This window comes from Halomonas sp. LMYGS-3 (assembly GCF_059509875.1).
This window is the reverse complement of the sequence record NZ_JCAKFQ010000009.1, coordinates 105,478-118,855: the sequence shown is the minus strand read 5'-3', so window position 1 is coordinate 118,855 and position 13,378 is coordinate 105,478. Positions and strand designations below refer to the sequence as shown.

General features: G+C 70.4%; 10 protein-coding genes. 7 read left to right on the top strand and 3 right to left on the bottom strand.

Annotation, left to right across the window (positions count from 1 at the left end; all coding sequences use genetic code 11):
* Nucleotides 1-84 precede the first annotated feature (84 nt).
* Complete coding sequence (locus AC5W54_RS10800; RefSeq protein ID WP_495962087.1) at nucleotides 85-507, top strand: CopD family protein; 423 nt, start codon at nucleotides 85-87, stop codon at nucleotides 505-507.
* A gap of 39 nt (nucleotides 508-546) precedes the next feature.
* Here the strand turns inward: AC5W54_RS10800 and AC5W54_RS10795 are convergent, their stop codons facing one another.
* A complete protein-coding gene (locus tag AC5W54_RS10795; protein WP_495962086.1) occupies nucleotides 547-1,017 on the bottom strand; it encodes a DUF2231 domain-containing protein in 471 nt (156 codons plus the stop codon).
* Nucleotides 1,018-1,101: 84 nt separating this feature from the next.
* On the opposite strand from AC5W54_RS10795, the gene coxB reads away from it, so the two are divergent.
* The 6 genes from coxB (at nucleotide 1,102) to AC5W54_RS10765 (ending at nucleotide 8,356) form a co-directional block, all read left to right on the top strand.
* The gene (gene coxB / locus AC5W54_RS10790) at nucleotides 1,102-2,070 is read left to right on the top strand and encodes a cytochrome c oxidase subunit II (RefSeq protein ID WP_495962085.1); all 969 of its coding nucleotides are present in this window, start codon (nucleotides 1,102-1,104) and stop codon (nucleotides 2,068-2,070) included.
* On the top strand, nucleotides 2,067-4,601 hold the full coding sequence (ctaD, locus tag AC5W54_RS10785) for a cytochrome c oxidase subunit I (RefSeq protein WP_495962084.1): 2,535 nt from the start codon (nucleotides 2,067-2,069) through the stop codon (nucleotides 4,599-4,601). The genes coxB and ctaD overlap by 4 nt, the downstream gene beginning before the upstream one ends.
* On the top strand, nucleotides 4,598-4,954 hold the full coding sequence (locus AC5W54_RS10780; protein ID WP_495962083.1) for a hypothetical protein: 357 nt from the start codon (nucleotides 4,598-4,600) through the stop codon (nucleotides 4,952-4,954). Before ctaD ends, AC5W54_RS10780 begins: the two co-directional genes overlap by 4 nt.
* A 21-nt stretch (nucleotides 4,955-4,975) precedes the next feature.
* A complete protein-coding gene (locus AC5W54_RS10775; RefSeq protein ID WP_495962082.1) occupies nucleotides 4,976-7,219 on the top strand; it encodes a heavy metal translocating P-type ATPase in 2,244 nt (747 codons plus the stop codon).
* A gap of 81 nt (nucleotides 7,220-7,300) precedes the next feature.
* Nucleotides 7,301-7,915, top strand: a complete 615-nt coding sequence (locus AC5W54_RS10770; protein WP_495962081.1) for a L,D-transpeptidase family protein — start codon at nucleotides 7,301-7,303, stop codon at nucleotides 7,913-7,915.
* A 177-nt stretch (nucleotides 7,916-8,092) separates the two neighbouring features.
* Nucleotides 8,093-8,356, top strand: coding sequence for an Lpp/OprI family alanine-zipper lipoprotein (locus AC5W54_RS10765; RefSeq protein ID WP_102626103.1), 264 nt, complete (start codon nucleotides 8,093-8,095; stop codon nucleotides 8,354-8,356).
* Between the two features lie 139 nt (nucleotides 8,357-8,495).
* On the opposite strand, the gene AC5W54_RS10760 is transcribed toward AC5W54_RS10765, so the two are convergent.
* Together AC5W54_RS10760 and mfd are read right to left on the bottom strand one after the other, a co-directional pair.
* Nucleotides 8,496-9,554 (bottom strand): L,D-transpeptidase family protein, encoded by a 1,059-nt coding sequence (locus AC5W54_RS10760; RefSeq protein WP_495962080.1) that lies wholly within the window; start codon nucleotides 9,552-9,554, stop codon nucleotides 8,496-8,498.
* A gap of 192 nt (nucleotides 9,555-9,746) precedes the next feature.
* Nucleotides 9,747-13,196: a transcription-repair coupling factor gene (gene mfd, locus AC5W54_RS10755; RefSeq protein ID WP_495962079.1), complete on the bottom strand. Its 3,450-nt coding sequence runs from the start codon at nucleotides 13,194-13,196 to the stop codon at nucleotides 9,747-9,749.
* Between the last annotated feature and the right edge of the window lie 182 nt (nucleotides 13,197-13,378).

Genomic DNA, 13,378 nt, shown 5'->3' with positions numbered 1-13,378 from the left:
GATTGGCTGGCACCGGGCAGCTCGGCTAGGGTGAGAAGTGCCCTCCGGCGGTGGTGTCGGCGGGCGTGAGACGCAAGGACGCCCATGCCCTGGCTCAAGTTTCTCCATATCGTGGCGCTGGTGACCTGGTGCGGTTCGTTACTCTACCTGCCGGCGCTGGTGGTGCAGTCGGCGCGTGCCACGTCCGGCAGGGCCTCCTTTGCCGCTGGCTCGCCGCCCATGCCGCGCTTCGTCTACAACAGCCTGGCCGCTCCCGCCGCGCTGCTCGCCATCGCCTCGGGTACGCTGCTGTTCCTGGGGCAGGGCCTCGCCGGTGGCTGGCTGGTGCTCAAGCTGCTGGCGGTGGCCGGCATGGTGCTGGCCCATGGTGCCTGTGGCTGGCTGGCGCTGCGCCTCGAGCAGGGCGACACCCGGGGAGTCGCGGGCGCGGCCATGGCGGCCGGGTGGCTGGCCGCGGCCTGCATGCTGGCGGTGGTGGGGCTGGTGCTGGTCAAGCCGGCGCTGTGAGGGCGTTCAGGGAGGAGGCGAATGTCGGATCGCCAACGTTCAGTCGTCGAGTTCCACCCCCACCGCATGCTCGTAGACCAGTTGGCCGCCGAGCCAGCCGGTCAGCGCGATCGCCGCCGCGGTGGCGAGCGACAGCACCAGGCCCCAGGGCAGCAGCGCCTCACCGAGAAAGCGCCACAGCCAGTTGAGCGAGGCCAGCGAGAGCATCACCACGGCGACGACGGCGTGACTCCAGGCGGTGACCAGGCGCCGGATGCCCTTCACCGTGATCAGGTCGACGAGGCCCGCCAGGCTGGCGATCCAGCCGCCGAAGGCGCCGACCCCGGCCAGCCACAGCGAGGCGCGGGCCCAGAAGGGGTCTCCCGTATAGAGGTAGCCCAGGTCGCTGGCCACCAGCGCCATCAGCGCGGCCACGGGAAAGTGGATCATCATCGGGTGCAGCGGATGGCCGGCGATGGCGACGCGGCTATGGATCGAGCGTCGTGGCGATCTGAGTTGCGCTCTGGGCATGGCACCGTCCCTGTCGGTCGTCGTGGAGTCCTGCCTGGCATTGAAGGCCGCCACCGCAGAGGGGTCAAGCTTGCCAGCCTGGCGATGTCGCCGCTCGTGCTGGCCGCTTGCCGCGGCGATCACTCCGTTCTCGACCCGGCCGGGCCGGCGGCCCGGGAGGTGGCCTGGCTCTGGTGGGGCATGCTCTCGGCCTTCACCCTGGTCTTCGTGGGCGTGGTCGGCCTGTGGCTGGCCGCCTTTCGGCGCCGTGAGCCTGTCCGGCGCAGCGCGGCCCGGGAGCGTCGGCTCGGCCTGGGCTGGATCCTCGGCGGCGGCATCCTGTTGCCCGGAGTGAGCATCCTGGTGCTGCTGGCCGTCGGGGTCCCGGCCGGACAGCGGTTGCTGCCCCTGCCGCTGCCCGGTGGCGAGCTGCCGCGGGTGATCGAGGTCACCGGCCACCAGTGGTGGTGGGAGATCCGCTATCCCGACGACGAGGGCGAGGTGGTCACCGCCAATCGGCTGGTGATGCCGGCCGGCGAACCGGTGGACTTCCACGTCACCGGGGCCGACGTCATCCACGCCTTCTGGGTACCGCGGCTCGGCGGCAAGATCGACATGATCCCGGGACGCGTCAATCGCATCCGCCTGGCGGCCGACGCGCCCGGCGTCTTCGGTGCCCGGTGCGCCGAATTCTGCGGGACCCAGCACGCCCATATGCGGCTGCATGTCGAGGCCGTGCCCCCCGATGACTTCGAGGCCTGGCTGGCGGCACGGCGCCGGCCGCCAGCCCAGGCCGAGGGGCACGACCCGGCCCGCGAGGCCTTCGCCGAACACTGCGCGGGCTGCCACCGGGTCGACGGCCTCGCCGAGGGTAGCGGGGGGCCGGATCTCTCCGATCTCGGTTCACGGGCCACCCTGGGGGCCGGGGTGCTGGCCCTGGAGGAGGGCGCCATTGCTCGCTGGCTGGCCGAGCACCAGGCGCTCAAGCCCGGCAATCGCATGCCCGCTCACGACCATCTCGACGCCGCGACCCTCGAGGCCCTCGGTGCCTGGCTGGAGACCCTGCGCCCATGAGCGAGACGCCGCATAGTGCCAGCGGAGACGCCGAGGTCGCGCGGCTGCACCGCGAGCTCGAGGCGGTGTGGGCCAATCCCCGCGGCTGGCGTGCCCTGACGGTGGTCAACCACAGCACCCTGGGGCTGCGGTTCATGGCCACCGGGCTCGTGTTCTTCCTGCTCGGTGGGGTGCTGGCGATGCTACTGCGCACCCAACTGGCGCTCCCCGACCAGGCCTTCATGGCGCCCGGGATCTACCACCAGGTCGTCACCATGCACGGCACGGTGATGATGTTCCTGTTCGCCATCCCCATGCTCGAGGGGCTGGCGATCTACCTGATCCCCAAGATGATCGGGACCCGCGACCTGGTCTGTCCGCGGCTCACCGCCTTCGGCTACTGGTGCTACCTGTTCGGCGGCATCATCCTCTTCTCGAGCCTGCTGCTGGAGGTGGCGCCGGACAGCGGCTGGTTCATGTACACCCCGCTGAGCTCCGGCGAGCACTCCCCGGGCCCGGGCTCCGATTTCTGGCTGCTCGGCATCACCTTCATCGAGATCTCGGCGCTCTCGGCCGGCGTCGAGCTGACGGTGTCGATCCTGCGCACCCGGGCGCCGGGCATGGCGCTGCACCGCATGCCGCTGTTCGCCTGGTACATCCTGGCCATGGCGCTGATGATCGTGGTGGGCTTCCCGCCGCTGATCCTCGGCAGCGTGCTGCTCGAGCTGGAGCGCGCCGCGGGGATGCCCTTCTTCGCCGTGGAGGGGGGCGGCGACCCCATCCTGTGGCAGCACCTGTTCTGGCTGTTCGGCCACCCCGAGGTCTACATCATCTTCCTGCCGGCGGCGGGCATCGTCTCGACCCTGCTGCCGGTGTTCGCCGGGCGGCCCATCGTCGGCTACGGCTGGGTGGTGGCGGCGATCGTCATCACCGGCTTCATCAGCTTCGGGCTCTGGGTCCACCACATGTACACGGTGGGGATCCCCCAGCTGGCCCAGGCCTTCTTCTCGGCGGCCAGCATGCTGGTGGCGGTACCCACCGCCATCCAGGTCTTCGCCTGGCTGGCGACCCTGTGGCTGGGCCGCCCGCGCATGACCCTGCCGATGCTGTGGATCCTCGGCTTCCTGGTCATCTTCGTCTGTGGCGGTCTCACCGGGGTGATGCTGGCGCTGGTGCCGTTCAACTGGCAGGTCCACGACACCCATTTCGTGGTGGCCCACTTCCACTACGTGCTGGTGGGGGGCATGCTCTTCCCGCTGATGGCCGGGTTCGTCTACTGGCTGCCGCTGGTCTCCGGGCGCCTGCCCTCGGAACGCTTGGGCCGGCTCGGCTTCTGGCTGACCTTCGTCGGCTTCAACCTGACCTTCCTGATCATGCACTGGACGGGGCTCGTGGGCATGCCGCGGCGCCTCTACACCTACGACACGGCCATGGGCTGGGACCTCTACAACCTGATCTCGTCGCTCGGCGGCTTCGTGATGGCGGCGGGCATCGCCATGGTGCTGCTCGACCTGGCCCTGCATTTCCGCTTCGGCCGCCCGGCGCCGCCCAATCCCTGGGGGGCCGATACCCTGGAGTGGAGCCTGGGCATGCCACCGCCGCCCTACAACTTCGCCAGCCAGCCGCGGGTCGAGACCCGCCATCCGCTCTGGGAGAACCCGGGGCTCGCCGGCGAGATCGCGCGTGGCGAACACGCCCTCGCCGATGCCTCCCACGGTCGCCGTGAACTGCTCGGCGGCGAGGCGCTCACCGGCCGGGTGCGCGAGGTGATCCACCTGCCCACCAACAGCTGGTGGCCGCTCGCCGCCGCGGCCTGCCTGGCGGTGGTCTGCATCGCGCTGCTGGTGCGCCTCTATCCGCTCGCCCTGGCGGCCTTCGCGGTGGCGGCGCTGCTGCTGCTGCGCTGGTCCTGGGAGAACGGTGCCCACCCCGTCGCCGCACCGCCAGGCGACGACGAGCCCGGCTCGCCGCCGCTGCACTCCCGCACCCACGACGGCCCCGGGCGCTGGACCATGGGGGTGGCGCTGCTCGCCGACGGCGCCTTCTTCCTCTCGCTGCTGTTCGGCTGGTTCTATCTCTGGACCGTCTCGCCCGAGTGGCAGATGCCCGAGCGTTCGCCGCTGTCGCTTCCGTTGCTGGTCGGGGCGGGGGGCGCCTTCACCCTCGGCGCCCTGTGGCTGGAGCGGCGCCTGCGGGCCCTGCGCGCCGGTGAGGACGACGGGCTTGCGGCCGCACTGTTCGCCATCGCCGCCCTGGGCGGGCTGCACCTGCTGCTGGGGGCGGCGCTGCTGTGGCGGGCGGAGCTGGCACCGACCGCCAGCGCCCACGACGCCGTCCTGCTGGTGGCGCTGCTCTATGCCCTGGCGCACGGTCTGCTGGCCGGCGTACTGGTCGGCCTGCAGGGGGCGCGCGCCGCCCTCGGCCTGGTCGGTGCGCGCCTGCCCTTCGAGCCCGGGGTGGTCGCCCTGCTGTGGCGCTATCAGCTCGGCGTCTACTGGATCCTGGTGGCGGCCCTGGGGCTGCTGCCGAGGCTGATCGGAGGCGGAGCATGAGGCGGCGTCTTCCCCGGCTGGCGGCCACTCATCCGCTGCAGCTGGTCCTGGGCCTGACGATCTGGAGCCTGTGGTTCGTGGCGCTCTACGGCGGGCTCTCGGTGGCCTGTGCCGTGGCGCCGCCGGCCCCGGGGCAGGGCGCGATGACCGGCCTCAACCTCTGGCTGGGCCTGCTGACGCTCGCTACCCTCGGGCTGCTGGGCTGGCTGGTGCGTGCCTGCCTGACCGCGGCATGGCGTGAGCGGGGCAGGGCGCGCTTCATGGCGGCCCTGGGTGCCGGGCTGCACCTCTTCTCGGCCGCCGGGGTGGCCTTCGTCGGGCTGCCGCTGGTGGTGTTGCCCCCCTGTCTCTGAGCCCGCTGCAGGTGAATCGCCATGCCCTCGACTGCCGATAGCCGTGCCGCGTCTGCCCCCCATCGGGGCTCGCCGACCGAGGAGGCGCTCTACTCGCTGTCGGGCATGTGGTGCAATGGCTGCGCCCTGGCCATCGAGCATCGCCTGGGGCGACTGCCGGGGGTGCACCGGGTGGGCGTCGATTACACCAGCGCGACCCTGCTGGTAGCGGGCGAGCCCGAGGCCATCGGCGACGCGGCCCTGTCGCCGCCGGTGGCGCGCCTGGGCTACCGGCTGCATCCGCCGGAGTCGGCCCCGGATGCCGAGGCGCGCCTCGACGCCGAGAGCCGCCATCTGGCGGGCCGCCTGGCGGTGGCGGCGCTGTTCGGCATGTGGACGATGCTGGCGTCGCTGCTGATCTATGTCGGGGCCCTGCCCGAGCCGCGGCTCGAGCGGGTGATGGCGCTGGTCTCCGGTGCCTTCGCCGTGCCCGTGGTACTGCACGCCGGGGGGCCCTTCTACGTGGCCGCCTGGCGCACCCTGCGCGCCGGTCGGCCCGGGATGGACGCCCTGGTAGGGCTGGGCGTCGCCGCGGCCCTGGCGGTGTCGGCCTGGCTGCTGTGGCGTGGTTCGGCAGAGGTCTACTTCGATACGGCGGTGATGCTGATCCTGCTGCTGCTGGCCGGACGCTGGGTCGAGACCCTGGTTCGCTACCGCAGCCTCCGGGCGCTCGAGGGGCTGATGCCGGCCACGGCGGAGGCCACGGTACTGCGTGAAGCGGGCACGCTCCGGGTGCCGCTCGGGGAGGTGGCCACCGGCGAACGGGTCCGGGTGGCGGCCGGGGCGCGCGTGCCCCTGGACGGTGAACTGCTCGACGCCGGGGCTCGGCTCGATCTCTCGCCGCTCACCGGCGAGAGCCGGCCCTGCCGGATGACCCGCGGCGACCAAGTGGCGGCCGGCAGTCGCAACCGCGGCGCTGCCTTCACCCTGGCGGTCACCGCCCGGGCCGGCGAGTGCCGGCTGGACCGGCTCTATCGCGACATGCAGCGGCAGCAGGCCGCCAGGGGGCGGCGGCGCGCGCTGGCCGAGCGCTTCGCCGCCTGGCTCTCGCCGCTGGCGATCGGCCTGTCGCTGGCGACCCTGGCGCTGCTGATGGCGTTCGGCGTGGCGACGGAGGAGGCACTGGTGCGCGCGCTCTCGGTCCTGGTGGTCGCCTGTCCCTGCGCCGTCGGCCTGGCCGTGCCGCTGGCCACGCTGGCGGGCAGTGCCAGGGGGCTGGAGCGGGGCGTGGCGTTTCGCGACCCGGTGGCCCTGGAGCTGGCCGGTGGCGTGCGCAGCGTGGCCTTCGACAAGACCGGTACCCTGAGCCTGGGCGAGCTGGCGGTGACGGCGCTGCGGCCGGCCCCGGGGATGACGGAGACGGAGCTGCTGCGGCTGGCCGCCCGGCTGGAGTGGGGCAGCGAGCATCCGGTAGGGCGTGCGATCCGCCGCCGGGCGCTGGCGAGGGGGCTGTTGCCGGACGAGGCGCCCGCGCGGGTCGAGGAGCGGGCCGGCCGTGGCCGTGTCGCCTGGCTGGCACCGCCCTCGGCGGGTGAGGAGGATGCCGCCCTGTGTATCGGCTCGCCCGCCTGGCTCAAGGGGCTCGGCGTCATGCCGCCGGCGGACCTGGCCGACGATCCGGCCTGTACCCGGGTCGACCTGGCCCGGGGGCGGCGCTGGCTCGGCAGCCTGTGGCTGGCCGATGCTCCCGACCCTGCCGCCGGGCCGCTGCTGGCGTCGTTGCACGACGAGGGGCTGGCCGTGGCGCTGATCAGCGGCGACCGCGCGCCCCTGGTCCGCCGCCTGGGCAGTGAACTCGGCCTGGCCGAGGCTGCCTGCTTCGCCGGCCGGGACCCCGAGCAGAAGCGCGCCCTGGCGGCGGCGCTGCCGCGGCCGTCGCTCTTTGTGGGCGACGGCGTCAACGACGCCCCGGCGCTGGCCGCGGCCAGCCTGGGGGTGGCGCCGCTCGGTGCCAGCACGGCGGCGCAGGAAGCCGCCGGAATCCTGCTGCTGCGCCCGGGGCCGGGAGGCGTGCGCGAGGCCATCGACATCGCCCGGGCGACCCGGCGGGTGATGGGGCAGAATCTGGTGCTGTCGGCCGCCTACAATGCCCTGGCCCTGACCCTGGCGGTATGGATGACGATCCCTCCCCAGGTGGCCGTGCTGGCCATGGCGCTGAGTTCGCTGAGCGTGGTCGGCAACGCCGGTCGGCTGGCCATGGCCGGGAGCAGGGGGGAGCTGCGTTGAGGGAAACACCTGGCAGGGGCCTCTGGAGTGCGTTATAACGGCATCGAGTTCCGTTTCGTTCCCGCTGTCGAGAATCGCCCGATGACCCCATTGTCCCGCCGTCGCTTCACCCTGATGGCATTGAGCGCTCCGTTCGCCTTGCTGGGCGCGGAGGCCGCTCGGGCCAACCTGATCGAGACCCTGCTGTCGCGTGCCCACCTGCCGCGCTATCCCGACGAACTCTGGGTGCTGGTCGATGATCGCGAGGCGACCCTGACCCTCTATCGCGGGAATGTCCAGCTCGAGCGTTTCGCGCCGATCTCCCTGGGGCGTGGCGGGGCCAAGACCCAGCGGACGAGAGGCGACAACGTGACCCCACTCGGCGAATTCCGCGTCAACCGCTTCAACCGCGAGAGCGACTGGCACATCTTCATCGGGCTCGATTACCCGACACCGGCCCATGCGCGCATGGCGCTGGACTCGGGGCTCTATACGCAGCAGGACTATGACGACTATTTCGACTATTATCGCCGTCGCGGCTATCCTCCGCAGCAGACGGTCCTGGGAGGCTTCATCGGCATCCACGGCATTGGCAAGGGCGACCCCGATATCCATAGCCGTTTCCACTGGACCCAGGGCTGCGTGGCGGTGACCGATTCGCAGATCGAGCGGCTGGCCGAGCTGATCGGCATTGGCACCCGCGTCGTGATCCGCTAGGCTTTACCTGCGCAAGGGACGTTCAAAGCTATGGACAAGCGCCGTTGTGTATAATAAAACAGCGTTTGACTCCTGTGCTTCGCAGCAGAAGTCGCTGCAAGAAAATCCTGCATGAGCAGGAAGCCTGATGTCAGGCATCACCAACGCACTACCCAAGGAAGACTCAAGGAGAACACCATGACTCTGAAGACCACCCTGAAGCTGACCGCCGCTGCTGCTTCCCTGGCCATCCTGGCCGGCTGTGCTTCCAACAGCGCTCTGGAAGAAGTGCGTCAGACTGCCGAAGCCGCTCAGGCCGACGCCGCTGAAGCACGCAGCATCGCCACCCAGGCCCAGAACACCGCCAACCAGGCACAGCGTGACGCCCAGGCGGCTCTGCAGATGTCCGAGCAGAACCGTGAGGAAATGAACCGCATGTTCCAGCGCTCCATGCAGAAGTAATTCTGCCGGGAGTGCCGGCATCATCCATGGATGGTGGCGGTTCTGCAGTACGAGAAAACCCCGCTTTCGGCGGGGTTTTCTCGTTTCTGTCGCTTTCGTCCAGGGCAGGTCTCGGCGGGCGAAACCTGCGCCTGCAGGGTCAGTTCAGACGGCCGCCCAGGGCGCTGAGCTCGAGCTCCTGGAACAGCCCGTCGTCGGCCTCCTCGTGCTGCGGGGCGGCAGGGGTGGGCTCTTCCTCGGCCTGGCGCAGCAGGGAGACCACGCTGCCGTCCGGGCTCTCCACCACGCCACGCAACATGGCGTAGTCGACCGGGGGCTGCTCCTCGCCGAAGGCGCGGGTCACCACCTCGATGGCGTTGAGGATCGGCTCGAAGGTGCCCTCGTTCTCCTCCAGCTGTGGGAAGGACTGGGCGTAGAGCACGCCGTCCTCCGACCAGCCCGCCTTGAAGGGCTGGTCGACGATGTTCACCTTGGTGCCGCTCGGCACGCGATCGTAGAGCGACTCGATGTCCTCGGGGAACATGCGGATGCAGCCGCGGCTGGCGCGCATGCCGACGCCGTCGGGCATGTTGGTGCCATGGATCAGGTAGCTCGGCAGGCCGAGCAGGATGGCGTGGCGGCCGAGCGGGTTGTCCGGGCCGGGCGGCACCACCTCAGGCGCCGGCTCGCCCCGGGCGGCGGCTTCCTCGCGCATCGAGCGCGGCGGCGACCAGGCCGGGTCCTTGACCTTGACGGTGGTCTTCGTCACGCCGACGGGCGTAGCGTAGCCGTCACGGCCCACGCTGATCGGGTAGGTCTCGACCACGCCCGGCTCCGAGTAGTAGTAGAGACGCAGCTCGGAGAGGTTGATCACGATGCCTTCGCGTGGCGCATCGGGCAGGATATGCTGGTTCGGGATGACCACTTCGGTGCCGGCGAAGGGCGCCCAGAGACTGACCTCCGGGTTGGCCATGCGGATCGCCTCGTACCCCACGTTGTGCTGGCGGGCGATGTCGATCAGGGTGTCGCCTTCCTCGACCGTGACGGTGTAGACCTCGCCGATCACGTTGCCGGCTTCGGGCAGCGGGTAGTGGCCGCGTGCGAGCTCCTGCTCCTCGGCCAGGGCGGACCCGGGGAGCGCGGCAGTCGCCAGGACGGCAGTGAGTCCCAGGGTCAGGAGGCCCTTCGCCGAGCGGCTGGCCAGTCTTGAGTGCTTCATCGACGTCATCATCTCGTAGTGCTGTCGTCCGGCCGGACGCCCAGGCGTCCGTCGCCGGACTTGACGGTTCACGACATCGCCGGTGTCCTTGCCGGCGGTGTCAGGGGGTCAGGCTGCGATGTCACGCTTGACTGACAGTATAGATTGCCCTGCTGCGCAGCGGTGCGCCAGTGCCGCGTGGCAAAATCTCGCTCAGGCCGCCTCGGCCTTGCGGTTGAGCGCTTCGAGCAGGCGCTCCACGGCCTGGAAGCGCGCTTCTTGCTGCGCCATGTCTTCTTCGAAGCGCAGGGTGTCGGCGCCGTCGAGGCGGTAGCGCCCGGGGGCGCGCTGGATCAGTTCGACCAGGGTCAGGGGGTCGACCCGGGTCTGGCGACCGAAGATCACCCGCCCCTTCTCCGGCCCCGCCTCGAGACGCACGACGCCGAGCTTCTCGGCACGCTGGCGCAGCTTCGTCTGGCGCAGCAGGGTCTTCACCGGGGCAGGCAGCAGGCCGAAGCGGTCGACCATCTCCACCTGCAGCTCCTTGAGCTCGGCCTCGTCCGCGGCGCTGGCGATGCGCTTGTACATCACCAGGCGCTGCTGCACGTCGTGCAGGTAGTCGTCGGGAATCAGCGCCGGCAGGTTGAGGCTCACTTCCACGCCCTCGTCCAGCGGTGCCTCGATATTGGGGGTCTTGCCGGCGCGAATGGCCTGTACCGCGCGGTCGAGCATCTGCATGTAGAGCCCGTAGCCCAACGCCTCCATCTGGCCGCTCTGCTCCTCGCCGAGCAGTTCGCCGGCACCGCGGATCTCCATGTCGTGGCTGGCCAGGGTGAAGCCCGCGCCCAGGTCCTCGGCGCCGGCGATCGCCTCCAGGCGCTTGACGGCGTCTCGGGTCATGCTCCGGGGGTGCGGGGCGAGCAGATAGGCGTAGGCCTGATGGTGGCTGCGGCCGACCCGGCCACGCAACTGGTGCAGCTGGGCCAGGCCGAAGCGGTCGGCGCGCTCGATGACGATGGTGTTGGCGCTGGGCACGTCGATACCGGTCTCGATGATGGTGGAGCAGACCAGCACGTTGAAGCGCTTGTGGTAGAAGTCCGACATCACCCGTTCCAGCGAGCGCTCGGGCAGCTGGCCGTGGGCGACCGCGACCCGGGCCTCGGGCACCAGCTCGCGCACCTTCTCGGCAGCGGTCTCGATGGTCTTGACCTCGTTGTGCAGGAAGTAGACCTGGCCGCCGCGCAGGATCTCGCGCAGCAGCGCCTCCTTGATCACCGCCTCGTCGCGCTGCTGGACAAAGGTCTTCACGGAGAGGCGTCGGGCCGGCGGGGTGGCGATGATCGACAGGTCGCGGATGCCGCTCATGGCCATGTTCAGGGTGCGCGGAATCGGCGTGGCGGTCATGGTCAGGATGTCGACCTCGGCACGCAGGCGCTTGAGTCTCTCCTTCTGGGCCACGCCGAAGCGGTGCTCCTCGTCGATGATCAGCAGTCCCATGTTGGGCAGCTGCATCGATTTCGACAGTAACTTGTGGGTGCCGATGACGATATCGGCCTGGCCGCCCTCGATCCGCTTGAGCGACTCGGCCTGGCCCTTGCCGGCGGTAAAGCGCGAGATGAGCTCTATCTGCACGGCGGTGTCGGCGAAACGGTCGCGGAAGTTCTCGTAGTGCTGGCGGGCGAGCAGGGTGGTGGGCACCAGTACCACCACCTGGCGGCCGGAGTGCACGGCGAGGAAGGCGGCCCGCATGGCCACCTCGGTCTTGCCGAAACCCACGTCGCCGCAGACCACCCGGTCCATGGGCCGCGGGGCCGTCATGTCGCCGATCACGGCGGCGATGGCGCCGCGCTGGTCGGGGGTCTCCTCGAAGGGGAAGTTGGCCGCGAAGCGGGCGTACTCGGCATCCGGCGGGTCACAGGCGAAGCCCTCCCGGGCCTCGCGGCGGGCGTAGATATCGAGCAGCTCGGCGGCGGTGTCGCGGATCTTCTCGGCGGCCTTGCGCTTGGCCTTCTCCCAGCTGTCCGAGCCCAACCGGTGCAGCGGAGCCAGCTCGTCATCGACCCCGGCGTAGCGCGAGATCAGGTGCAGGCTGTCGACGGGGACATAGAGGCGGGCGCCGTCGGCATACTCGAGGGCCACGAACTCGGCGGCCTGACCGCCGGCCTCCAGGGTCTCGAGCCCGCGGTAGCGTCCCACACCGTGGGCCTGGTGCACCACCGGGGCGCCGGGGCGCAGTTCGGAGAGGTGGCGGATCGCCAGTTCGTTGTCGTCGGTGGCCTTCTCGCGGCGGCGGCTTTGACGCACTACCTCGCCGAACAGCTCGGTCTCGCTGATCACGGCGAGATCCGGTGCGGTCAGCCACAGGCCGGCATCGATCTCACCCTCGGTGATCGCCAGGCGCGTCTCGCCCGCGAGGAAGGCGTCGAAGCCCTCTACATGGGGCAGGGCCAGGTGCAGCGGGGCCAGGGTCTCCTCCATCGCCTCGCGTCGCCCGCGGGACTCGGCGACGAACAGCACCCGGCTGTCGGCGTGCGCGGCGAGGAAGTCCTCCAGGGCGGCGAGCGGCCGTCTGGCCCGGGCATCCACCGCCACGTCGGGAGGTGCCTGGGCCGCCACGGGGCGGGCATGGCGATGCTCGACATCGTCGGTCAGCGCCACCCGTGGATGGCGCTTGATGGCGCCGAACACCTCGGCCACCGGGACGAAGGCGCGGTGCGGCGGCAGCAGTGGCCGGGTGGGGTCGACGCCGAGGTTCTCGTAACGGCTCTCGATGGAGGTCCAGTGGTGCTCGGCGGCCTCGAAGACGCCTGGCAGCAGGGCCACCCGCGTGCCGGTGGCCAGGTGCTCGAACAACGTCGCCGTCTGTTCGAAGAACAGCGGCAGGTACTGCTCCAGCCCGGGGGAGGGGATGCCCTTGAGGGCGTCGACGTAGAGTGGGCACTGGCGCGGGTCGACATCGAACAGGGTCTCGAAGCCTTCGCGGAAGCGGGCGATGGCCGAGCGTGACAGCGAATATTCGTGAGCCGGAAGCAGTTCGACGCGCTCGACCTTGTCCTGGCTGCGCTGGCTGTCAGGGTCGAAGCGGCGCAAGGTGTCGATCTCATCGTCGAACAGGTCGATGCGCAGTGGTGCTTCGCTGCCCATGGGGAAGAGGTCGATCAGGGCGCCGCGCAAGGCGTATTCACCGGGTTCGAAGACGGTCTCCACGGCGCGATAGCCGGCCCGGGACAGGCTCTCGCGGAAGCCCTCGCGGTCGAGGCGCATGCCGACCTCCAGCGTCAGCACTCGCCCGGCGATGTACGCCACCGGTGGCAGCCGCTGCATCAGGGTATTGATCGGCACCAGCACGATGCCGTGTTCGCCGTCCTGCAGCCGGCGCAGGGTGCGTAACCGTGCCGAGACGATGTCCTGATGGGGGGAGAAGCTGTCGTAGGGCAGGGTCTCCCAGTCGGGGAACGGCAGCACGGGCACCCGGGCGTAGAAGCGCAGGTCGCTCTCCAGGCGCTGGGCCTGGGCGGTGTCGGCGGTGACCACCAGCAGCGGCGCGTCGCTGGCCAGTCGTGCCAGCGCCAGGGCGCTGGCACTGCCGGGGGGCGTCTGCCAGTAGAGGGTGTCGCGCTGGCCCTGGGGCATCGGGGGATCGAGCGGCGAGAAGTTCGGCATGGTCTCTTCGGCTGGGTTACGGGGAGGCACGAGCTTGGTTGCGGTGGCCATCATACCAGCCCCGCGACGCGCTTGTAGTCAAGCACCGTTTCCTGTAATCCCCCTACAGCGGCTGCGACCATACTGCGATTGCCCCCACCGGACAGGCCCTCGATAATGATGACGACCCTTAAACATCACCG